General features: G+C 54.8%; 19 protein-coding genes. 10 read left to right on the top strand and 9 right to left on the bottom strand.

Annotated features, from left to right (window positions below; translation table 11 throughout):
• Window positions 1–162 precede the first annotated feature (162 nt).
• Window positions 163–1,614, top strand: a complete 1,452-nt coding sequence (locus tag H616_RS0110640; RefSeq protein WP_027967347.1) for an AmpG family muropeptide MFS transporter — start codon at window positions 163–165, stop codon at window positions 1,612–1,614.
• Window positions 1,615–1,653: 39 nt separating this feature from the next.
• Here the strand turns inward: H616_RS0110640 and H616_RS0110635 are convergent, their stop codons facing one another.
• The 4 genes from H616_RS0110635 to mpl all read right to left on the bottom strand — a co-directional run bounded on the left by H616_RS0110635 (window position 1,654) and on the right by mpl (window position 6,307).
• A complete protein-coding gene (locus H616_RS0110635) occupies window positions 1,654–3,510 on the bottom strand; it encodes a tetratricopeptide repeat protein (RefSeq protein WP_027967346.1) in 1,857 nt (618 codons plus the stop codon).
• Between the two features lie 65 nt (window positions 3,511–3,575).
• Window positions 3,576–4,208, bottom strand: a complete 633-nt coding sequence (locus H616_RS0110630) for a LysE family translocator (RefSeq protein WP_027967345.1) — start codon at window positions 4,206–4,208, stop codon at window positions 3,576–3,578.
• A 52-nt stretch (window positions 4,209–4,260) separates the two neighbouring features.
• Window positions 4,261–4,917 carry a flavin prenyltransferase UbiX gene (locus H616_RS0110625; protein ID WP_051234224.1) on the bottom strand — a complete coding sequence of 219 codons (657 nt, stop codon included), beginning with the start codon at window positions 4,915–4,917 and terminating at the stop codon, window positions 4,261–4,263.
• Window positions 4,910–6,307: a UDP-N-acetylmuramate:L-alanyl-gamma-D-glutamyl-meso-diaminopimelate ligase gene (gene mpl, locus H616_RS0110620; protein ID WP_027967343.1), complete on the bottom strand. Its 1,398-nt coding sequence runs from the start codon at window positions 6,305–6,307 to the stop codon at window positions 4,910–4,912. Before mpl ends, H616_RS0110625 begins: the two co-directional genes overlap by 8 nt.
• A 315-nt stretch (window positions 6,308–6,622) precedes the next feature.
• Here mpl and H616_RS0110615 point away from each other — a divergent pair, with 315 nt between their 5' ends.
• Window positions 6,623–7,882 (top strand): 6-phosphofructokinase, encoded by a 1,260-nt coding sequence (locus tag H616_RS0110615; protein ID WP_027967342.1) that lies wholly within the window; start codon window positions 6,623–6,625, stop codon window positions 7,880–7,882.
• 72 nt (window positions 7,883–7,954) lie between these two features.
• On the opposite strand, the gene H616_RS0110610 is transcribed toward H616_RS0110615, so the two are convergent.
• The gene (locus H616_RS0110610; RefSeq protein ID WP_035573012.1) at window positions 7,955–9,655 is read right to left on the bottom strand and encodes a bifunctional protein-serine/threonine kinase/phosphatase; all 1,701 of its coding nucleotides are present in this window, start codon (window positions 9,653–9,655) and stop codon (window positions 7,955–7,957) included.
• Window positions 9,656–9,919: 264 nt separating this feature from the next.
• Here H616_RS0110610 and ppa point away from each other — a divergent pair, with 264 nt between their 5' ends.
• Complete coding sequence (gene ppa, locus H616_RS0110605) at window positions 9,920–10,450, top strand: inorganic diphosphatase (protein WP_027967340.1); 531 nt, start codon at window positions 9,920–9,922, stop codon at window positions 10,448–10,450.
• A 109-nt stretch (window positions 10,451–10,559) separates the two neighbouring features.
• Here the strand turns inward: ppa and H616_RS0110600 are convergent, their stop codons facing one another.
• Window positions 10,560–11,753, bottom strand: coding sequence for a DUF2333 family protein (locus H616_RS0110600; protein WP_027967339.1), 1,194 nt, complete (start codon window positions 11,751–11,753; stop codon window positions 10,560–10,562).
• Window positions 11,754–12,123: 370 nt separating this feature from the next.
• On the opposite strand from H616_RS0110600, the gene accB reads away from it, so the two are divergent.
• From accB to purH, 6 genes are all read left to right on the top strand, one after another.
• Window positions 12,124–12,594, top strand: coding sequence for an acetyl-CoA carboxylase biotin carboxyl carrier protein (accB, locus tag H616_RS0110595; RefSeq protein ID WP_027967338.1), 471 nt, complete (start codon window positions 12,124–12,126; stop codon window positions 12,592–12,594).
• A 28-nt stretch (window positions 12,595–12,622) separates the two neighbouring features.
• Window positions 12,623–13,963, top strand: a complete 1,341-nt coding sequence (gene accC, locus H616_RS0110590; RefSeq protein ID WP_027967337.1) for an acetyl-CoA carboxylase biotin carboxylase subunit — start codon at window positions 12,623–12,625, stop codon at window positions 13,961–13,963.
• A 90-nt stretch (window positions 13,964–14,053) separates the two neighbouring features.
• The gene (gene prmA / locus H616_RS0110585; protein ID WP_027967336.1) at window positions 14,054–14,968 is read left to right on the top strand and encodes a 50S ribosomal protein L11 methyltransferase; all 915 of its coding nucleotides are present in this window, start codon (window positions 14,054–14,056) and stop codon (window positions 14,966–14,968) included.
• 80 nt (window positions 14,969–15,048) lie between these two features.
• Window positions 15,049–16,107 (top strand): tRNA dihydrouridine synthase DusB, encoded by a 1,059-nt coding sequence (gene dusB, locus H616_RS14795; RefSeq protein ID WP_084155846.1) that lies wholly within the window; start codon window positions 15,049–15,051, stop codon window positions 16,105–16,107.
• Window positions 16,108–16,202: 95 nt separating this feature from the next.
• On the top strand, window positions 16,203–16,445 hold the full coding sequence (gene fis / locus H616_RS0110575; protein ID WP_084155876.1) for a DNA-binding transcriptional regulator Fis: 243 nt from the start codon (window positions 16,203–16,205) through the stop codon (window positions 16,443–16,445).
• Between the two features lie 133 nt (window positions 16,446–16,578).
• Window positions 16,579–18,147, top strand: a complete 1,569-nt coding sequence (gene purH / locus H616_RS0110565) for a bifunctional phosphoribosylaminoimidazolecarboxamide formyltransferase/IMP cyclohydrolase (protein WP_027967334.1) — start codon at window positions 16,579–16,581, stop codon at window positions 18,145–18,147.
• Between the two features lie 124 nt (window positions 18,148–18,271).
• Here the strand turns inward: purH and H616_RS0110560 are convergent, their stop codons facing one another.
• Window positions 18,272–19,729, bottom strand: a complete 1,458-nt coding sequence (locus tag H616_RS0110560) for an NAD-dependent succinate-semialdehyde dehydrogenase (RefSeq protein ID WP_027967333.1) — start codon at window positions 19,727–19,729, stop codon at window positions 18,272–18,274.
• 90 nt (window positions 19,730–19,819) lie between these two features.
• Window positions 19,820–20,371, bottom strand: a complete 552-nt coding sequence (folE, locus tag H616_RS0110555) for a GTP cyclohydrolase I FolE (protein WP_027967332.1) — start codon at window positions 20,369–20,371, stop codon at window positions 19,820–19,822.
• Window positions 20,372–20,562: 191 nt separating this feature from the next.
• Here folE and H616_RS14790 point away from each other — a divergent pair, with 191 nt between their 5' ends.
• Complete coding sequence (locus H616_RS14790) at window positions 20,563–21,099, top strand: hypothetical protein (RefSeq protein ID WP_051234221.1); 537 nt, start codon at window positions 20,563–20,565, stop codon at window positions 21,097–21,099.
• Between the two features lie 52 nt (window positions 21,100–21,151).
• Here H616_RS14790 and H616_RS0110545 read toward each other — a convergent pair whose 3' ends face one another.
• The gene (locus H616_RS0110545; RefSeq protein WP_027967331.1) at window positions 21,152–22,138 is read right to left on the bottom strand and encodes a serine/threonine protein kinase; all 987 of its coding nucleotides are present in this window, start codon (window positions 22,136–22,138) and stop codon (window positions 21,152–21,154) included.
• Window positions 22,139–22,202: the final 64 nt, after the last annotated feature.

Here is a 22,202-nt window from a genome sequence, read left to right as displayed (position 1 = left end):
GCTGGTATCGTTTGGCGCGCTCTGCAACAATCCTGTTGCGGCACGACCCTATGCGACCACTCATTTTACCACCTGTTACACACTGATCGGCCAGCAATTATCGCCCGTGTCTAACAATCACGGTATCTGAACACGGACGTTTGACCTCAACAAGGAGCTAACATGTTGCCCTCTAGTACCAAGCCAAGCTGGCGGAGCGCACTGAAGGTCTACTTCAAAGCGCCCGTTATTACCATGCTATTTCTTGGTTTCTCGGCGGGCTTACCCTTTTTGCTGGTGTTTTCAACGCTGACGACCTGGTTACGCACCAGCGGCGTCGATATTGCCGCCATTGGCTTCTTCTCTTGGGTTGGGCTGCTGTATTCCATCAAGTTTTTCTGGGCCCCCGTGATCGACAACCTCAAGCTGCCCCTGCTAACACGCCGACTTGGCAAGCGCCGCAGCTGGATGCTAGCAGGTCAGCTGTTGATTGCTGGAGGGCTCTTTGGCCTCTCCACTCTGACTCCTGCAGGTAATCTTTCAACTGTCGCCCTCTTTGCGCTAATGGTGGCTTTCGGTTCGGCAACCCAAGATATTGCCATCGATGCGTTTCGCATCGAGTCAGCCCACGAAAACCTGCAAGCGGCCATGGCTTCCATCTACATCGTCGGTTATCGCGGCGGTTTGATTATGGCTGGAGCAGGAGCACTCTATATTGCCGATAGCAGTAGCTGGCAGCTAGCCTATTTAACAATGGCGGCCTGCATCGGCATCGGCATTATCACCGTGCTGCTGCGCCCTGAGCCAGCCAGAGCCACTCAGGAAGTACGCCTTCTCAATGAACCTCTGGTACGCCGTTACTTACGCTCCAGCCACCATCACTCGCGCTGGCGTCGCCGATTAGTCGCATGGTTTATCGGTGCAGTCGCCTGCCCGTTCATTGACTTCTTTACTCGCCATGGCACTAAAGCGCTGGCAATTCTGATATTTATAGCGATCTATCGCATCAGCGATCTTGCTATGGCGTCTATGGCCTATCCTTTATATGTAGATCTCGGCTATTCACTGGATAATATCGCCAGTATTACTAAAGTGTTTGGCCTGCTGATGACTCTGGCTGGCGGCTTGGTTGGCGGTGTGCTGGTGGCTCGTTACGGTATAGCCCCACTGCTGATCGCTGGTGCCACTGCCACCGCCTTGACGAATTTGGTTTTTGCATTTTTAGCGCAGGTTGGCGGGGCAGAGTGGACAACGATGAGCCTTAATCAACTGTTTTTCGGACTGGCAAGCTGGCCACTGCTAGAGGGGATATTTGACGTCACTATCAAGACACTTCTACTGATTTTAACAATTACCGGTGACAACCTGAGTAACGGCTTAGCCAGTGCGGTATTTATCGCGTTTCTATCCAGCCTAACCTCACGCGCCTACACCGCCACCCAATTTGCGCTCTTTTCTTCCTTAATGACGCTGCTCGGTAAATTCCTCAGTGGCTTTGGCGGCCTGGTGGTAGCCTCTTATGGCTACATGAGTTTTTTTATTATCGCGTCACTCCTGGGCATTCCAGCCGTGCTGATGGCTATCTGGCTGAGCCGTGACCGTGAACTGTTTGGCACACAGCAAACTAACAACTAACACGCTTAACCAAGAGAGCCGTAACACACCCAAACAAACCTACCTGTCGGCGTCCTGGCTAGCCAGCCACTCAAGCGCATGGGGAGTGGTTCGCCACTGATCGCGCATCAAAGCGCAGTACTGACGAGCCTCACCTCGCGAGCCAGGAGTTGTCGTGGCTTGAGTTATTGGCGGCAAGTTCTCGGCACACAGTGCTGGCAGCGTATATGGGTTATGCCGCCGAACATTGTCCAACGTTTCACTGGCTTCCTGTTTACGGCCCAGCCGATAGAGTGCTAACACTTGCCCCATCAGCACTCCAAGCAAAGCCGCATCATCAGCACCCTGCTCAGCCGTTTGAGCCAACGCTTTTTCACTGAGCGCCAAAGCCTCTTGATCGCGGCCTGCCCGTAGCAACTGATCCAACACCAGCTCTCGCAACCCAAGCGCATCCTGCTCATCTAACGACATGAGCACCTCTGCCAGACGACGAGAGCGCCCCTGGGCACCACGCTCCATCCCTACCACCAGCGTCAAGCCTGCTCCCAATAGCACGGCATTATCGCCGTCTTCCCAATCCAGCTGACAGGACTGTTTATTTTCAGCTGGCTGGTAGCACATGTACGCCTGATCCAACCATACTTCAAGATACGCTGATAAAGGCTCCAGCAAACTCGGCACCATCCACGGCAAACTACCAAACCGGCTGGTTAACGCCATAATCAATGACTGCAGCACATTAGGCACAGCAAGCCATTCAGGATGCGCGCATAGCGCCGGCAACCAGTCGCCAGCAAATAACCAAGGGTCCTGATCAAAATTCATCAGACCATCGTCCTCAAGCTGTGCGATGAAGAGCGTCTGAAATTCCGAGAAAAACACGACCTCCTGCTGGCTGGCTTGATAAATCACCGCACCGTTATCACCACGCTTGAAATTCAACGACGGCGGCTCTGGCAAGTGCTTCAACAGCTCCTGAAACGCCTCCAATGGCTCAGCTAACGTCTCCTCTGCATACAAGAGCTGCTCGGCCAAAGTTGCTGCGGGATCTTCTGCTAAGTCAGCAAGAAACTGGAGCTGCCCTGCCTCCAACTCACCCTGACGAGACAGTCGCCTAAACCAAAAGCGCGAACGCTCAATGGCCATCGGCTCATTGCCTTCGTGCAGCAGTAACATGGCTTCCAGGTAAGCTAAGGTCGGTGAATCAGGCAAGGTTTGTTGAGCACGCACAAAAGCATCTCGGGCACTGTCAAGATCATCACTGTCGAGATACAGCAGGCACAACCGCTCAAGGGCCACACCACGTAAGAACAATGGGCCATGTTGCAGCACTTCGGAAAGTAGCGCTTCTCGCTTACGGTGGAAGCCGCGCTCCTGATAAAGGTCAATCAGCATCTCAAATGCTGGCTCGCACTGTTCAGGCAATGCCGACCAGTCTGGCGAATGAAACAGGGACTCCAACATTTGCTGGGCTCGTCCACTCTGGCCGATCTCCGCTTCAATCAAGCCAGCTTCAAGCAACGCCTGAGCAGGCGCTAAACCACTGTGCAACGCCGCTTTAAGGACAGGCCCCTTCCATTCGCGCAACGACAGCATCCACATCAAGTGCTCCGGCACGCCACCCAGCAGCTCAACCGTAGCACAGCAGTCTCGAGTTCTGCGCCCTGAGTCACACCAGCATGGCTCAGTGGGGCCAGGGCGAGCCAGTGGTTCACAAGCAAAATTCAGCCGCTCCAGTGGGGTCTGCGACCACAGCTCAGGCGCCAATGCTTGCGCCGTCGTCGCCCCACCGTCCATCACTCCGGCACCCTGCAGCCGAGCCCATGACACTAAGTCTGGATAACGTTCGGTTTTACGAATTTCAGCCAAAGCGCCAGAGGCAAATTCCAGCAGCTGTTCCACCCATAGCGCCAGCATATCGTCTCCACAGTCACCACAAAGCGGCACAGTCTAACAGCCACGAGCGGCTGTGGGCAGCATGCTCAGCCAATTGCCAGCCACAGGCCAACACCAACCATCATGCTACCGGCAATACGATTGAGTAAACGCACATTACGACTCTTGCCAAGCACATGGCGCAGCGCTTGCCCGCCTGTCGCGTAGACCAACAAAGCCCCAAATTCAATAGTCAAAATTATCGCAACCAACACGGCAAGCTGTAGAGCCAGTGGCCGAGAGGTGTCCAGAAAAGGAGGAAGCAAGGCGATGAAGAAAGCCCAGCCTTTGGGGTTAGCAATGGCAGTAACAAAGCCCTGCATCGCCAGCGTGCTTCGACTGGCTTGTCTACCCAGATTACCACTGGCGTTCATATCAGGAATAGCCATGCGCCCCCGAGAGCGCCACATCATAAGACCCAGATAGACAAGATAAGCCCCACCCACCCATTTGAATAAGGTGAAAAAATCGGGGTAGCGCAACATAACGGCCGCCATGCCCGCACCAGCGGCTATGGCTACCACACCAACGCCGGCCAGCTCACCCAGCATCATCCATAGGGCGCGACGCACGCCTTGCGTCATGCCTAACACCATGGCCAAGGTCATACATAACCCGGGGGTCAGGGAAACCATGAGAAAAGTCGGCACAAAAACGCTCAGCAGCGATAACTTGATCATACGTACCTCAGGTTAACATGGCGTGTATTCCACCAAGCGGCTGCGTAAGACATCACTCGCCCCAGCGCGGCATCAGGCAGTGCTCAATACCCAACTGGTTAAGAATCCGCGCTACGATAAAGTCGATAAGCTGCTCGATTGTCTCCGGGCGATGATAGAAGCCCGGAGCCGCAGGCAAAATCACTGCACCCATGCGGCTCAATGTCAGCATGTTTTCCAGATGCAAGGTCGACAACGGCGCTTCTCTGGGCACTAATACCAAGCGGCGACGCTCCTTGAGCGCGACATCCGCTGCGCGTTCAATCAGGTTATTACTGGCACCGCAGGCTACCGCCGACAGCGTGCCTGTAGAGCACGGACAAATGACCATCGCCGAAGGAGAGCCAGAACCCGACGCGACGGGAGCCATCCAGTCTTCACGGCCAAAACAGCGAATTTGCCTCAACGATGCCCCGCTCCGAGCCGTCAACGCATCAACAAGGCGTTCAGGACGCGCGGGCAACGTCACCTCGGTTTCCGTCTCAATAACCAAATGGGCTGCTTTAGATATCATCACCCAAACTTCGTGCTCAGCCTCTACCAGCGCCTCGATCAACCGCAGCCCGTACTGAACACCCGAGGCACCAGTAATAGCGACTGTGACTGGAGGTTTAAATGGGGAGTTACGCTCTGCGTTTCTGGCTACGGCTGTGCCGGGCTCATCAGCCATGAGCCTTCTCCAATGCAGCCAACAACAACTCGTGAATACCACCAAAGCTACCGTTAGACATCACCACAATACGGTCACCTGGCCGAGCCTCTTCCGCCAATGCCGCGACCAACGTGTCAATATCATTAAACAGCCGCCCCGGCACACGAGCTACGTCAATTACTGGGGCTAACGACCAGTCCAGCCCTGGTGGTTGATACCACCAGGCGAAATCAGCGTCGCTAACACTATCGGCAAGACGCTCGCGTAATGTACCCATGCGCATGGTATTGGAGCGCGGTTCAATAACGGCCAGTAGACGACCATTCGCAGGGCTCTCCACTAACCCTGCTCGCAGTCCAGATAGCGTCATAGCAATGGCTGTGGGGTGATGGGCAAAATCATCAATCACCTGAATCCCCGCTACCTCGCCGCGCAGTTCTTGGCGGCGGCGCGGTGTTTCAAAGCGCCCCAGCGCTTCAGCCGCCTGACTCAGTGGCACACCACACGCGTGGGCAGCAGCAATAGCCGCCAAGCCATTACGCACGTTGTGCAGCCCGCTCAGCGACCAGTCAACCATCGCCTGCTGTTCATTCGCTTGAGAGGCATGACGATGCATCACGCGGAAGCAGCTGCCGTTATCGCGCTCGAGAATGAACCCCCATTCACTATCTGCAGCGTCGCCATAACGTACCACCGGCGACCAACTCCCCTGATTCAACACACGCTCAAGCGCCGGCTCACCATCTGCCACCAGCAACCTGCCTTTACTCGGCACAGTACGCACCAAATGGTGGAATTGCCGTTCAATTGCGGCTAAATCATCAAAAATATCTGCATGATCGAACTCAAGATTCCCCAGCACAGCGATTTCAGGCCGGTAATGAACAAACTTGGAGCGTTTGTCGAAAAAGGCGGTATCGTACTCATCGGCTTCCACGACAAAGGGCGCATCAGCCCCGCCCAGCCGCGCTGAAACACCAAAATTGCGCGGCACGCCACCAATCAAAAACCCCGGAGACAAGCCAGCGGCTTCCAATAGCCAAGCCGTCATGCTGGCCGTAGTGGTTTTACCATGCGTACCAGCCACTGCAATCACCTGCCGCCCAGGCAATACATGCTCAGCTAACCACTGCGGCCCTGAAATATACGGCAGGCCAGAATCAAGCAGCGCCTCAACTTCTGGGTTACCCCGACTCAATGCGTTACCGACGATCACGAGATCAGGCCGCGGCACCAGGTTTTCTGCACGATAACCTTCCAGCAGAGCAATACCCGCCTCAGACAACTGAGTGCTCATCGGCGGATAAACATTAGCATCCGAGCCGCTGACACGATGACCCAGCTCGCGGGCCAGTAGCGCAAGACTGCCCATGAAGGTTCCGCAAATACCAAGTATGTGAAGGTGCATTTTCGCTCCGCTGCCATCTTCATCGCACTCAGCCCATTGCTCTAAGCCCATTGCTCTAAGCCCAGCCCGATGACACCAAAAGCCGCAGCCTAGCACGCCGCCGTTGCCCTCTCCAGCCTATGCGCTAGCAAAGCACTCCAGAAACCTAGCGGTTGAGCACTTTCTCGCGCCTTAGCCTAACTCACCCTTGAGATGCAGCAGTCATATTGATGCGCTAGAATCCCCATTTTGCGACTCAAGCAACCCAATGTATGGAAGACGGCACCGTCAGTGTACGCTTGCTGTTTTACCCTGCGACCAGCTACAGGAAAGCCAATGGCTCAGCACAACGCCTTTTATGCCCAGTCCGGTGGCGTCACCGCCGTCATCAATACCAGTGCCTGCGGAGTTATCGAAACTTGCCGCCGCTACCCCGACCGTATCGGCAAAGTCTATGCCGGCCACAACGGCATTATCGGCGCACTGACTGAGGACTTAATCGACGTCAGCGCCGAAAGCGATGAAGCCATTGCTGCGCTTCGCCACACGCCTGGCGGCGCCTTTGGCTCTTGTCGTTACAAGCTTAAGGATATCGAGACTCACCGCCCCCAGTATGAACGCTTGATCGACGTCTTTCGCGCTCACGATATTCGCTACTTTTTCTACAACGGCGGCGGCGATAGCGCTGACACTTGCCTCAAAGTCTCCCAACTGTCCGAGACCATGGGCTACCCGCTAACGGCAATTCATGTGCCGAAAACCGTCGACAATGACCTGCCAATCACCGACAACTCTCCAGGGTTTGGCAGCGTGGCCAAGTACATCGCCACCTCTACCCTTGAAGCGTCGCTGGATGTGGCTTCCATGAGTGCCACCTCAACCAAGGTATTTGTCTTGGAGGTGATGGGGCGTCACGCAGGCTGGATTGCTGCAGCAGGCGGGCTAGCAGGTAGTGATGAAAGCGAAGCACCGCACATGATCATTTTTCCCGAAATCGCTTTCAACCGCCAAGCAGTGATGGCTCGAGTTGATGAGGCTGTCAAAAAATACGGCTACTGCGTGATTGTAGTTTCCGAAGGCGCTCGTTACGAAGACGGCACCTTCCTTGCTGACTCAGGCAACACTGATGCCTTTGGTCATCGTCAGCTAGGTGGTGTAGCGCCGACGCTGGCTGGCATGGTCAAAGAAGACTTGGGCTACAAGTACCACTGGGCAGTGGCTGACTACTTACAGCGCTCAGCTCGCCACTTAGCATCGCGCACCGACGTCGAACAGGCCTATGCGGTTGGCGCGCGAGCGGTCGAGCTGGCACTGGACGGACAAAACGCCCGCATGCCGGCAATCATTCGCACCAATAACTCGCCCTACTCCTGGACTATCGAATCGGCGCCACTGGCCGAAATTGCCAACCAAGAGAAGTTCATGCCACGCGACTACATCAGTGAAGACGGCTTTAGCATCACCGAAGACTGCCGCCGTTACCTGTCGCCCCTCATTCGGGGCGAAGACTTCCCTCCGTTCGAGAATGGCCTGCCCGTAGTGGCCAAGCTGAAGCTAGAGCGCGTGCTGCGCAAGTTACCAGAGTTCACGCTGTAAACATTTCCAGCTAACCGTTATTGCCCACCTTCTGACACAAAGTCAGCAGGTGGGTCAAACGCCTCAGCGTGTCTAACGAACCAGCCACACGGCACTGCTCAACGCCAGCAAACTAATCGAAACCCCCTGCCACAGCCAGCCTGCGCCATACCAGCGCCGCGATTTGTCACCACTCTGCAACGCATCAAGAAAGTCTGACAGACGCCGATAGCGCTGCTCTCGCCCAAGAGCCAAGGCTCGCTGCAAGACATTATCAAGCCACTCAGGCACATCCGAGTTGAACGAGCATGCGCTACGATACGTTAGCTGCTCAAGATCCGTATGGCTGATCAACTCGCGCATTGATTGCCCATAAGGCAAGTACCCCGTCAGCAGCCAGTAAAGTGTTGATGCTAATGAGTACTGATCACTACGTCGCCCAACTTCGTCACCCAGGGCATATTCAGGAGCGCTATGCTCATGCATACCGACCTGGCGCAGCAACTCTGACACCTGCCGTTCTCGCCCCAGCTCGCGCGGGTGGCAAGCACTGAAATCAATCAGCACCACGCCCCCATCCGGCGTAACAATAACGTTTTCAGGGCAGACCTGCTGGTGCACCAAATCACGCTGACCCAGTGCCTGAAGGCCTTTACCCAGGTTCTGCCCAATGCTCAAGCAACGAGCAACATCAGCACCGGAGTGGTGCTCTCGCCATTGCGACAGAGAGATGCCTTTGATGTATTCCATCAGGTAATACAAGTGTTTTCTGGAAGATAGCGGCTTCACCGATTTCACGACAAACGGCGAGCGAACTGCTCGGATAAACAACTGCTGGCGCAAGAAACTTTCAACCTGAGCACTGGTATTCAAACGCTCAGGGCTTGGTGCCTTCATCACCAGCTCGCACTCTCCTAGCGTATCCCACACGCGATACACCCGAGAATAGTGGGTACGAGAGAGCACTTCGAGCACTTCCAGCCCTTCAATTACATCACCAACGTTAAGCTCAGGCGGCATGGGGCGGTCATCAATAAGTGGAGCCGCGCCTTGCTCACTTTCAAGCTCGGCCAGTTCATCGATACGCACCAATTGAAAGCAGAACTGATCACCGCCGTAGCCTCGGTCCTGCGCACGCTGGCGCGCCGTCTCCGCCAAACGCTCACAGGCTCCGTCCAGATCACTGGCCCCTTGGCGGATTAGGCTGACGTAGTCTGACGGCATCAGCGTGCCCTCAACAGCCTGGGTGGTAAAAAGAAAAATATCCCCCTGGCTCAGCGTAATACAGGTGTAATCAAACTCCAGCTCGTTAGACATGCCCAAGGCTTTGGCTGGGTAACGATACCCCCCAATATCCATGGAATGATCGTTAGTGAGCTGCTCAAACTCAGCGCCTCGCAGCCGAAACACCCGCGTATCGCCGACATGGAAGAGGTGCGCCTCACGGCCGGCATATATCATGATCGACGCCGAACTGAGATACCCCCCGTCGCTGACCTGACGACGTTGGCTAAAACACCAGCGATTAAGCGCCTGCAACACACGGCTAGCAGACTGCTGAATTCCCCAGCGCTGAGGTGTTGCAAAGTAGTCCGCCAGAAAACCACGCACAGTGACGTCACCCGACTGCGTGGGTGCGTTATGCCGCGTGGCGTCGCTGATCAAGGCGCAGGCTCCGCGCGATGCCAATAGCTCGGCACTGGGCACCATCACAGACATACAGCTGCGATGGTAGCGGCGGTCTGGGGCGACAAACGCCTGGCCATAACTCAGCAATGTAGATAGAGCTGGCACGCATCACCTCCATTCGTGAAGCTCGGGCTATAACAAGCAATGCCCTACAATTAACGCGATGATACCTTGCCGGCCCACCGCTGGCCGTCCCCAAAAGGTCGCCCCTTGACAATCACTTGCAGTGACTCAACCGGCTGGTCACTTACGAGGGCCTTTGAGAGGGCCTTTGCGATGGTCTAATTGGTATTCAATACGCTGTATCCGTATAATTCAGCAAACTTTCCCACATGCCAGATAGCGCTCAATCCACATCAAGGATTCAACATGAACTTCGACAACATTCCCGCTGGTAAAGATATCCCTAGCGATATTTACGTCATCATCGAGATCCCAGCAAACCATAGCCCTGTTAAGTATGAAGTTGACAAGGACATGGACGCTCTGATGGTCGACCGCTTCATGGCCACGCCAATGTTCTACCCTGCGAACTACGGCTTCATCCCCCACACTCTGGCCGATGATGGCGACGCGTTAGACGCTCTTGTCGTCACTCCCTATCCTGTTGAGCCAGGTAGCATCGTTCGCGCCCGCCCTGTCGGCATGCTCAACATGACCGATGAAGCGGGTGAAGATGCCAAGCTAATCTGCGTTCCTCACCCCAAACTCAGCAGCTTGTATGATGACATTCAGGAAGTTACCGACCTTCCCGAACTGCTGCGCCAGCAGATCGCCCATTTCTTCGAGAACTATAAGGATCTTGAAAAAGGTAAGTGGGTTAAGGTCGAATCTTGGGAAGGTGCAGACGTCGCCAAAAAGACCATCGAAAAGTGCATCACTGCTTATTCAAAAGCCTGATTCACTCGGCCTCTAGTGGCAACAACCTCAGTATTAACAGCAAGCACAAGTAACAAACGGGCCGCCCTTTGGGCGGCCCGTTTGTTTGTCGTTACCCTGCGTTTTTCATTTACTGTTCGCTTTCAGGCACGCTCTTCTCCACCACATCATCATCAGCCTTATCAGCACCATTGGCTGGCTTATCTGCGCCTGTATCTGTGTTTGTGTCTGACTCGGCTTTTACCTGTACATCACCTGGCGTAGTCGTCACGTCTAACGCCGCCTCTGGCAACGTCACACGCTCTCCACCAGTGACGGCCTGAGCTGGGGCCACACGCCCGAGCGTATCAGCAAGCGCCTGAGCCCTGTCACGCGCCCCCAGCAAATGATTCGCCATGACCAGCGAATGATTGGCGAACATTCCAAACCCGCTACCATTTAGCACAACGGGACTCCACAGGCGACGCTGACTGGCTTGCAGTTCTGCAATCAACGCATCCCAATGGTCGGTCAACCCATGGGCTTCTAGCACATCGGCTTGATCATGGCGCACAGCTTTGAGCAGACTTAATAGTGCCCAGGCCTGTCCACGTGCCTCGAAGAATACATTGTCCACGTCATACCATGGGGTCTTGCCCGGAACTCGGTCAACGTCAACATCTAGGTCAGCCAGCGCTTCGGGATTACCCAAGCTGGCAGACAACCGGTAACTTAAGCGATCTAAGCTGTCTGCCACACTATACAACCAAGGCGACAACCCCTGCCCTCCAGCAGCCAGCCCTTGAGCACCGGGTGCCTCAAGGCGCTGTAAATAGCTACCCAGTGCCTCACCTGCTGTATTCAAACGATGTTCCGTAGACGGGTAGAACCAAGCCCGACTATTGCCCAACAGCGCGTCACTGGCCTGCTCAATTTCAGGCAGCGGTTCAGCACTCATTCCAGGCATGGCAAGAGCTAACTGCCGAGCCTGCTGTAACACGCCCAACTCCCAAGCTGGCATGTTATCAAGCCATACGCCCGGCGGGGCGATGTCGTTACGCAGATAGCCACCCGGCTTGTTAAGCAACGTATCAACTACCGCCATCAAGCCGACTGTCGTGACAGCACCTCTTGCAGCCACCCCTGTGCCACGATGTACAACCACAGACTCTTCTATAACCAGCGGTTCAGGCGTACGGCTCCACCAAATACCAAGGCCAATGACGACCAACAAATACACAGCCACCAGCACTAAGAGCGGCTTCCAGAGCCAGTCGTACCGAGGACGCTCGAGCACTTCAATTTTCTCGCGACGCCGTTCGCTACGCTTTTTGTTCAACGCCATGGTGTACCTTCCTGATTTGGTGATGGATATCGGGAAACCGCAGCTTAACTGAGCTACGCTGTATCAATCGGCTTATGCTGAGAGCCACTATAATGCAACCCTAGCGTGAGCGCCCAATCCTGTCATCTACACAGGCGTTTTGCAGCCTCAAGCAACATGCTCGTGGGTGCGGTTTTAGCAAGTGAGACACAGTAAAGTCAGGCGCGAACGCTGTTCGATGGATTCTGGACAAGCGCAGCAGTTTTCGGCAAAATTCACTGCACGACTATTTTAAAGCACCTAGACGCTGGAATTTGCTGCGATCTATTAAAAAATTGCTCAGGTTGACAGCGCTACGCTACCCCTGCACCCAACTGATCGAGATAACGTTATGGATATTCGCAAGGTCAAGAAACTGATCGAGCTTCTGGAAGAATCGAACATCAGCGAAATCGAGATTCAGGAGGGAGAGGAATCCGTTCGTATCAGCCGTCACCCCAATGGCGCGGCCTACCCCCAGATGGCTCCAGCCATGAACTGGCAAGCAGCCTCGGTTGCTGAAGCGCCACCCGCTCAAGCACCGGTTTCCACTCAGCAGCCCGCTGACGAAAAGCAACCCAGCTTCCAAGGCCATGCGCTTCCATCACCCATGGTTGGCACCTTTTACCGCTCACCAGCACCGGGTGCTAAAGTGTTTGTTGACGTTGGGCAAACGGTCAAAAAAGGTGATCCCGTCTGCATCATCGAAGCCATGAAAATGATGAACCAGATCGAGGCAGACCGTGACGGCGTCATTGAAGCCATCCTCGTTGATGATGGCGAGCCCGTCGAATTCGATCAGCCAATGATCGTCATTGCCTAATCCACTCACTCATCTGGCGGACTCCACCATGCTGGACAAGGTACTCATTGCCAATCGTGGCGAAATTGCCCTGCGCATCCTGCGCGCCTGCAAAGAACTGGGCATCCGCACCGTTGCTGTTCATTCCTCAGTTGACCGCGAGCTGATGCATGTACGCTTGGCTGACGAAGCCGTATGTATCGGGCCGGCTTCATCCACTCAGTCATACTTGAATATTCCTGCGCTGATTAGCGCCGCCGAAGTCACCGACTCCGTTGCCATTCACCCAGGCTATGGTTTTTTGGCGGAAAACGCCGACTTTGCCGAGCAGGTAGAGCGCTCAGGCTTTACCTTCATTGGACCAACCGCGGAAACCATTCGGTTAATGGGCGATAAAGTCAGCGCCATTGACGCCATGAAGAAAGCTGGCGTACCTACCGTTCCAGGTTCTGACGGACCACTGGGTGATGACGATGCAGAAACACTAGCGACAGCCCAACGCATTGGCTACCCAGTGATCATCAAAGCATCCGCAGGCGGTGGCGGCCGCGGAATGCGCGTTGTACACACCGAAGCTCACCTGCTGTCGTCCATCACCCTCACTCGCTCTGAAGCAAGTGCTGCATTTGGTGACGGAACCGTGTACATGGAGAAGTTTCTTGAAAACCCACGCCATGTTGAAATTCAGGTATTGGCCGATGGCCAGGGCAATGCGGTCCACCTGTACGACCGCGACTGCTCACTGCAGCGCCGCCACCAGAAAGTCCTAGAAGAGGCACCCGCGCCAGGGCTCGACCCAGACGCTCGTGCAGCAGTGCATGAAGCCTGTCGCCAAGCCTGCATCACCATCGGTTATCGCGGCGCAGGTACGTTTGAGTTTCTCTACGAGAATGGTCAATTCTTCTTCATTGAAATGAACACTCGCGTCCAGGTTGAGCACCCCGTTACTGAAATGGTTACCGGCGTCGACATTGTGCGTGAGCAGTTGCTTATTGCGTCAGGTCGTCCTCTCTCTGTTCGGCAAGACCAAATCAAGGTCAGTGGCCACTCCTTCGAGTGCCGCATTAACGCCGAAGACGCTCAAACCTTTATGCCATCACCTGGCAACGTCACTCTCTACCACCCTCCAGGTGGGCTGGGTGTGCGCATGGATTCACATATTTATACCGGCTATACCGTGCCACCCAACTACGACTCACTGATCGGCAAACTGATTACCTGGGGCGTCGATCGTGAAACCGCTCTCACTCGCATGCGCAATGCATTGGATGAGCTACTCGTGGAAGGTATTAATACCAACGTGAGTCTGCATAAAGACCTCGTTCGTGACAGCCATTTCCAAAAAGGTGGTGTCAACATTCACTATCTTGAGAAAAAGCTCGGACTCTGATTCCCGCAACACCTTCAGCAATGCAGTTGAGGGCGGCAATAGCCGCCCTCAACTGCATTATTTTGTACTCTTTAGCCCCCGGAGACAAACATGCCCTGGCTACAACTCAAGGCCCGTATTGCACCGGAACAGACCGAACTACTTGAAGAACTTTTGCTAGCTGAGGGCGCTACGGCGATCACCTTTCAGGATGCCCACGACGATCCCGTCTTCGAACCTGAGCGCGGCACCACCCCGCTATGGGAAGAAACGGTGCTAACGGGGCTATACGATGATCTGGAAGGCCTACCAGATATGCTCGAACGCCTGGCAGCAGCCTGGGCTGAGTCTGCCCCTGAAGATAGCTGCCCAGTCATTGAGCATGAATTACTCGATGACCGTGACTGGGAGCGCGAGTGGATGCAGGACTTCACTCCACTTCAGATGGGCGAGCGCCTATGGATTGTCCCTACATGGCATGAGCCACCTAACCCCGAGGCGGTCAACCTGCGGCTTGATCCAGGGCTTGCCTTCGGCACCGGCACTCACGCCACCACAGCACTTTGCCTCAGCTGGTTAGATACACTTGCCGTTGCTGGCAACCTCGACGGTGTGGATGTGCTTGATATTGGTTGTGGTTCTGGCATTTTAGCCATTGCCGCGCTCAAGCTAGGGGCAAACCGAGCTATTGGTACGGACATTGACCCCCAAGCCCTCAGCGCCAGCCGCGATAACGCCGAACGCAATGACATTACCGAACACCGTCTGCAACTGTGTTACCCCGAACAACTGGCGGCCAAGCAAGACTTTCCACTGGTTATCGCCAACATTCTGGCCGGACCGCTGATCGAACTGGCCAGCGAAATCGCATCTCGCGTAGCCCCAGGCGGCCGCATTGCACTATCTGGAATTCTTGAAAATCAGGCAGACGACGTGTTCAGCACTTACCAAGAGCACGGGTTAATAATGGATGAGCCTGAAGTGCATGAGGGCTGGGTCAGACTAACAGGCCACCGCCCAGCATAAGCTAATGCGACAATCGTTACCTTCACCCAGGCTGTCTTGCAGCGTATGATAGTTGCCCCTTTGAGCTTCTGATATTCCCGATGAGCCTATCTCGTCCACTACCTAACATCGGCCCCTATACATTGCCCAACCGAGCAGTGCTAGCACCGATGGCAGGAATTACTGACCGCCCCTTTCGCGCCCTGTGTCGCCGCCTTGGGGCGGGCCTGGTCGTGGGCGAAATGCTAACGGCAGACCCCGCGCTATGGCACACACGCAAGTCACGCCTACGCATGGACCACCAGGGCGAACCTGGGCCTCGAGCTGTCCAGGTGGCTGGCGGGGATGCCGAAATGCTTGCCCGAGCAGCGCAGCTAAACGCTGAGATGGGTGCCGAAATCATCGACATCAATATGGGCTGCCCCGCAAAGAAGGTTTGCAACAAGGCCGCAGGCTCCGCCCTGCTACGCGATGAAGCACTCGTTGCCAACATCCTGGAAGCCGTGGTTGCCGCTGTAGACATACCCGTTACCCTGAAAATTCGTACCGGCTGGTGTGCTACAAGCAACAACGCTGTGCGTATTGCTCAGTTGGCAGAAAACTCTGGCATTCAGGCGTTAGCCGTTCATGGTCGCCACCGCCAACAACGCTTTAACGGCGAAGCCGAATACGACACCATCGCCGAGGTCAAGCAAAGCGTCTCAATCCCCGTATTTGCTAACGGCGATATAACCTGTGCCCGAAAAGCCAAACACGTCCTCGGCCACACTGGGGCCGATGCCGTAATGATTGGCCGAGGCGCCCAAGGAAACCCGTGGGTTTTCCGTGAAATTAATCATTATCTGATGCATGGCCATGAACTGCCTGCGCCTGAAAATGATGAGCGCCACCACGTGCTCAAAGATCACCTATCCGCCCTGCACACCTTTTATGGTGAACACATGGGCGTTCGTATCGCACGTAAACACCTTGGTTGGTACCTGGCCTGCGACAGCCGATTTGATGACCATGAGCGTCGTCAACTGCGCGCGATTTTCAATGGCCTAGAAACACCCACCAGTCATCACCAGTTTATCGATGCACTTTTTCTCCACGGCTCTGACACCACCCTACAGGGCGTTTTCAAGGCCGTGGCTGACGATGGAAACCGTGCCGCATGACCAATCGACAAGTGCTAAATGCTTCCCAACGAGTATCAGGCTCAGACGAGCATGACAGTCGCAAGACTGCCTCCTCTACCGGCGGCGATAGCAAAATGACCGCTTCACAAGCCATCCCGCTGCGCGAAAGCGTAGAAGCCTCCATGAAGCGCTATTTTGCTCACCTGGATGGTGGCGACGTCAGCGACCTGCATGCCATGGTCATGGCGGAGGTCGAGGCTCCGCTGCTGGCTAGCGTGCTTGAGTACACCCAGGGCAACCAGACTCGTACTGCTGAGATTTTGGGTTTAAATCGCGGCACCCTGCGTAAGAAACTCAAGCATTACGCCTTGATCTGACGAGCTACCAGCCAGTATGTCTTAACTGCTATGTCTTAACTGCTTCCACTGACACAGGGCAGTCATCGCCCTGACCACATTCTTCACCGGGTTGTAATATCCCAACAGCCCAGCCCCCAACAGAGTGAGTTTCATGGCTAACACCATCGCCCCACACCGCGCCCTGATTAGTGTGTCCGACAAAACCGGCATCGTCGACTTCGCCCGTAAACTCCACGAGCAAGGCGTCGAGCTGCTTTCTACTGGTGGCACCTTTCGTCTGTTACAGGACAACAACATTGCCGTAACCGAGGTGTCTGAACACACCGGTTTTCCTGAAATCATGGATGGTCGAGTTAAAACTCTGCACCCCAAGATTCATGGCGGCATTCTTGGCCGTCGTGGTCAGGATGACGACGTCATGGCGGCACACAATATTGCCCCCATCGATATAGTTGTTGTTAACCTTTACCCTTTCGCAGCTACCGTGGCTCGCCCTGACTGCAGCTTGGAAGATGCCATCGAGAACATCGACATCGGCGGCCCGACCATGGTGCGTGCCTGCGCCAAGAACCACGCTTACACCACGATTGTCGTCAATGCCTCAGACTATGAGCGCGTACTGGAAGAAATCAGCGCCGGCGGTATTAGCCAAGCCACGCGCTTTGATTTAGCAGTTAAGGCTTTTGAGCACACCGCTGGCTATGATGGTGCCATTGCCAACTACCTGGGCAATCGCTTGCCCGGCGACGAGTCTGGCTTCTCACGCACGTTCAATCTGCAGTTCGAAAAAAAGCAGGATATGCGTTACGGCGAAAATCCGCACCAGGCAGCCGCCTTCTATGTTGACCCATCAAGCCAAGAGCCCAGCGTTTCAACAGCACGCACCCTGCAGGGCAAGCCGCTGTCGTTCAACAACGTGGCAGACACCGATGCAGCGCTTGAGTGTGTCAAAAGCTTTGCTGATACCGCTTGCGTCATCGTCAAACACGCTAACCCTTGCGGCGTCGCCATTGGCACCAGTGCTCTGGAAGCCTATGACAAAGCCTTTGCTACTGACCCAACTAGCGCCTTTGGCGGCATCATAGCCTTCAATGTTGCATTGGATGCTGAAACGGCGCGTGCCATCATCGAGCGTCAATTTGTCGAGGTCATCATCGCCCCAGGCATTGCCCCAGAAGCACTAACGATTGTTGCCGAAAAACCCAATGTACGCTTGCTCGATATCAGTGAGCATTGGTCTGGCGAAAGCGACAGCAGCCACGACATCAAACGCGTCACAGGCGGCTTACTGGTACAGGACCGCGATCAAGGTATGGTCGGTCGCGACGAGCTGCGCGTAGTCACCGACCGCGCACCGTCTGAACAAGAAATGCATGACCTGACGTTCGCCTGGCGCGTGGCAAAGTTCGTCAAGTCCAACGCTATCGTCTACACCAAAAATGGCCAAACCATTGGCGTAGGTGCAGGCCAAATGAGCCGTGTCTATTCAGCCAGAATCGCTGGCATCAAAGCGGCTGACGAAGGTTTGTCGGTACCTGGATCGGTAATGGCTTCAGATGCTTTCTTTCCATTCCGTGATGGCATTGATGCAGCAGCCGAAGCAGGCATCACTGCCGTCATTCAGCCCGGTGGCTCAATGCGCGACCAAGAAGTCATCGACGCCGCCAATGAAGCCGGCATTGCCATGGTCTTTACCGGCATGCGCCACTTCAAACACTAATCGCTCAGCTTGAGCGAGAAGCGCTCAACAAAATACCGTCGTAATACTAAAAAACCGCCGAAAAAATCCGGCGGTTTTTCTCTTTAGTGGCTCCCCCCTTCACACAAACACAGAGCCAGAGGTGTTAACCCAGGTCCATACACAAATACTTGGTTTCGAGGTATTCCTCAATGCCCTGATGGCCACCTTCACGCCCAAGACCCGATGCTTTAACGCCGCCAAAAGGAGCTGCCGCATTAGAGATCAATCCAGTATTGATGCCCACCATGCCATATTCCAGCGCATCAGCAATACGCCATACGCGGCCTAGGTCTTTGGTATAGAAATACGATGCCAGGCCATACTGCGTGTCGTTGGCCAGTGCGACGGCGTCTTCTTCATCATCAAACGGAAAAACCGCTGCCAGTGGGCCAAATGTTTCTTCCTGGGCCAGCTTCATATCAGCAGAGGCTTGATTGATCAGTGTTGGCGTGAAGAAATTGCCGCCAAGTGGATGTGGGTGCCCACCCAGCAGCAGCTCGCCGCCATGCTCTACCGCATCTTGCACATGTTCCGAGACTTTGGCGACCGCGTTCTCATCAATCAGCGGCCCAATATTGACTCCCTCAGCCGTGCCATCGCCCACTTTAAGTTCGCTATGCATAGCAACCGCCAACTTTTCACAGAACGCATTAACCACGCTGGACTGAACCAAAAAGCGGTTAGTACATACGCAGGTTTGGCCAGCATTGCGGAATTTAGCTGCAATCGCCCCGCTCACAGCCGCGTCGAGGTCGGCATCATCAAACACAATAAAGGGTGCGTTGCCGCCCAGCTCCAGGGAAATTTTCTGAATGTGCTGTGACGCCTGCGACATCAACTGACGACCAATCTCAGTAGAGCCAGTAAACGTAATCTTGCGCACGACAGGAGACTCAGTCATCGCCGCGGCAATCTCTGAGGCGCGCCCAGGCACCACATTGAGCACCCCGCGCGGCACACCCGCCCACTCGGCAAGTAACGCCAGTGCTGTGGCAGAAAATGGTGTCTGGCTAGCAGGCTTGATCACAATGGTACAACCAGCGGCAAGCGCAGCACCGGCTTTACGGGTGATCATGGCAGAGGGAAAGTTCCATGGCGTAATAGCGCCTACAACACCGACCGGCTGCTTAGTGACCACGATGCGCTGATTAACGCTGTTAGCAGGAATTGTCTGGCCATTAACACGCCGCGCTTCTTCTGCAAACCAGCGCAAGAAGCTCGCCGCATAAGCAATCTCGCCTGCCGCCTCGCTAAGCGGCTTACCCTGCTCATGCGTCATGATCAGCGCAAGGTCATCTTGGTGCTTGACCATCAAGTCATGCCAGCGCATCAGGATATCGGCACGCTCAATGGCTGTCATTGCCTTCCATGCCGGCAACGCCGCATCGGCAGCAGCAATCGCACGCTCTGTTTCTGCACGCCCCAGCCGAGGTACGTTGCCTATAATCTCGCCATTAGCAGGGTTAACAACGTCAATCTGCTCACCGCTATCGGCGGCAACCCAGCTGCCATCTATGTAGGCAAACGGGCAATAGAGCTGGGTTTCCTTCAGCGTTTCCATGATGCACTCCTGAAAAGAATGGCTCAGTATAAATGCCCTATACAAACAGCATAGGGCCTCCCGCTTCAAGTGCCGATTAAGCGGCCAGCTTCAGCGAATCAGCGTCAGAAACTCTTGGCGTGTGCTCATTTTCTCGCGAAAAGTTCCCAACATGACCGAAGTACTCATGCTGGAGTTCTGCTTTTCAACACCTCGCATCATCATGCAAAGATGTCGGGCCTCAATCACAACACCAACACCTCGGGCGTCAGTAATATCTAATACTGCTTCAGCAATTTCTCGGGTCAGCCGCTCCTGAATTTGCATGCGCCGCGCATACATATCAACGATGCGTGCGAACTTAGACAGCCCCAGTACGTTACCACGCGGCAAATAAGCAATATGGCACTTGCCGATAAAGGGCAGCAAGTGGTGCTCACACATGGAGTACAGCTCGATATCCTTGACCAGCACCATTTCATCGGTGTCAGACTCAAATACCGCCCCATTCACAATTTCTTCCAGCGTCTGGCTATAGCCACGGTTAAGAAACTGCATTGCCTTGGCGGCACGCTCCGGTGTATCGCGCAGGCCTTCACGCTCAGGGTTTTCACCCAACCCTGTAATAATCTGACGGTAATGATCGGCAAGTTGTTCGCTCATGGTCGGGCCTCGAGTCCGGTCGGTTCGCTTGGGCAAGGCAACGATTCTAGCCGAAGCCGCAGGTAGATGCAGTGATCGTTCACACTTACAGGCGACAGATTGTCGCGAGAGGCTCAGGACAGCTGCGAGCGTCTCAACCCTATGCTAAGGTACGACGATATTGACAATGTGCTACGTCACCGAGAATTTACATGACTAACCCATCACGCCTCACTCTGTTGGCCGTACTGCTGACACTTCCTTCGCTGGGCAACGCTCAAGCCAACCCCAACGTTCTGTCGCTCCCCCTGGGGGCCAGCGTAGAGATGGCATTGATTTCACCGCTAGCCCTCAGCGCTGAGACATCTCATGCCAGCAATATCATTATGCACCCCGTCAACCAAGGTATCGGCAGCCACAACCTGCCCAACTATTGTGTGCTGACCGGCGATGCCCAGCGTGACGATGACCGAGTCATCATTACTGCCAAGCAGATGACCTGCATTGAAGCGACGGGGGCTGACAGCGCCATTTTCAGCGGTAAGCTGAGTGCCGCGGCCTATGATGCCGATAACACCTTTGGCCTTCCGGTATGCCAAGATAGCGGCTGCACACTGACGCCTACTGATAGTTTTATTCTGACGTTCAACGATGCCATTAGTATTGAGCAGCAGCGCAACCCAAGTGCAGAGATCAACGCCATGCGCCGTCAGCACGGAAAGCAAGCGGAAAGCAGCGAAAGCCAATAACCGTATTCCGCTCGCAAAATATAACGAACGACCTAACGACAAGTCCCTCACCTCAGGCGAGCCAGCGGGTTTTTTGCTCCATGGCTTGCCGTTGCTGTTCCAGCTCACGAATATGCGCACTCCAGTAGCTTTCATCATTCAGCCATGGAAAAGCCAGAGGGAACGCAGGATCGTCACGCCTTGCCAACAACCAAGCGCTGTAACGAATTAATCGCAACGTGCGTAACGGCTCGATCAGCTGTAATTCACGGCGATCAAAATCAATATGCTGCTCATACCCCTCTATCACCTCCGAGAACTGCAACTGCCAGTCTGCCTCATGCTGTGCAGTCAATAACATCCACAGATCCTGCACTGCTGGCGCCATCAGGCAGTCATCAAAATCTACCAAGGCAAAATGATCATCTCGGCCTAACATATTTCCAACATGGCAATCGCCATGAACGCGAATGATCTGCACCCCCTCCATATCAACGCGTGACAGCTGCGCGCACAGCTTGTCAGTAACGCGTCGATAAGCGGCCTCCTGACGCACACTCAGCCAGCCGCTACTCAATACCGCTTCACTGGCGTCACACGCCATATCACCCAGCGCCAGACGCTGGCGATGAGCAAAAACCCCTTGCTTACCGACACAGTGTGCTGCACCAATAACATCACCTAATGCAAATAAATGTGCCGGATTTTCAAGCTCTGGTGCTTGGCCAGGCAGGTTAGGAAACAGCGCAAAACGGTAACTTTCATGCTGATGCAGGCTTTGGCCCTGCTCATTACGCCATGGCGCAGCCACCGCCACGCCAGCCGCCTTCAGTTCTTGCAGAAAGTCATGCTCCTCCTGAATCGCGCCATTCGTCCAGCGTGCGGGGCGATAGAACTTGGCAACCCAGCGGCGCTGCTCGTCATCACTCACCAGATAAACGCGATTTTCATAGCTATTCAGCGCAAAAGGTTCACCAAGTAAATAAAAGCCCAATGACTCGACAGACGCCACAACCCGTGCAGGGTCCAGCCTATCAAAGGGGTGAGAGAGTACGTTCATGATGACTCCTCGGCGCGGACCGCCAGACATTGTTGATTCTGAGTAAAGAACCTCACTGCATGAT

Origin of the sequence: Halomonas halocynthiae DSM 14573 (assembly GCF_000425725.1) — a bacterium.
GTDB classification, from domain to species: Bacteria; Pseudomonadota; Gammaproteobacteria; order Pseudomonadales; family Halomonadaceae; genus Halomonas; species Halomonas halocynthiae.
The sequence above is the reverse complement of the archived record's forward strand: the minus strand, read 5'-3'. Positions and strand labels throughout refer to the sequence as shown.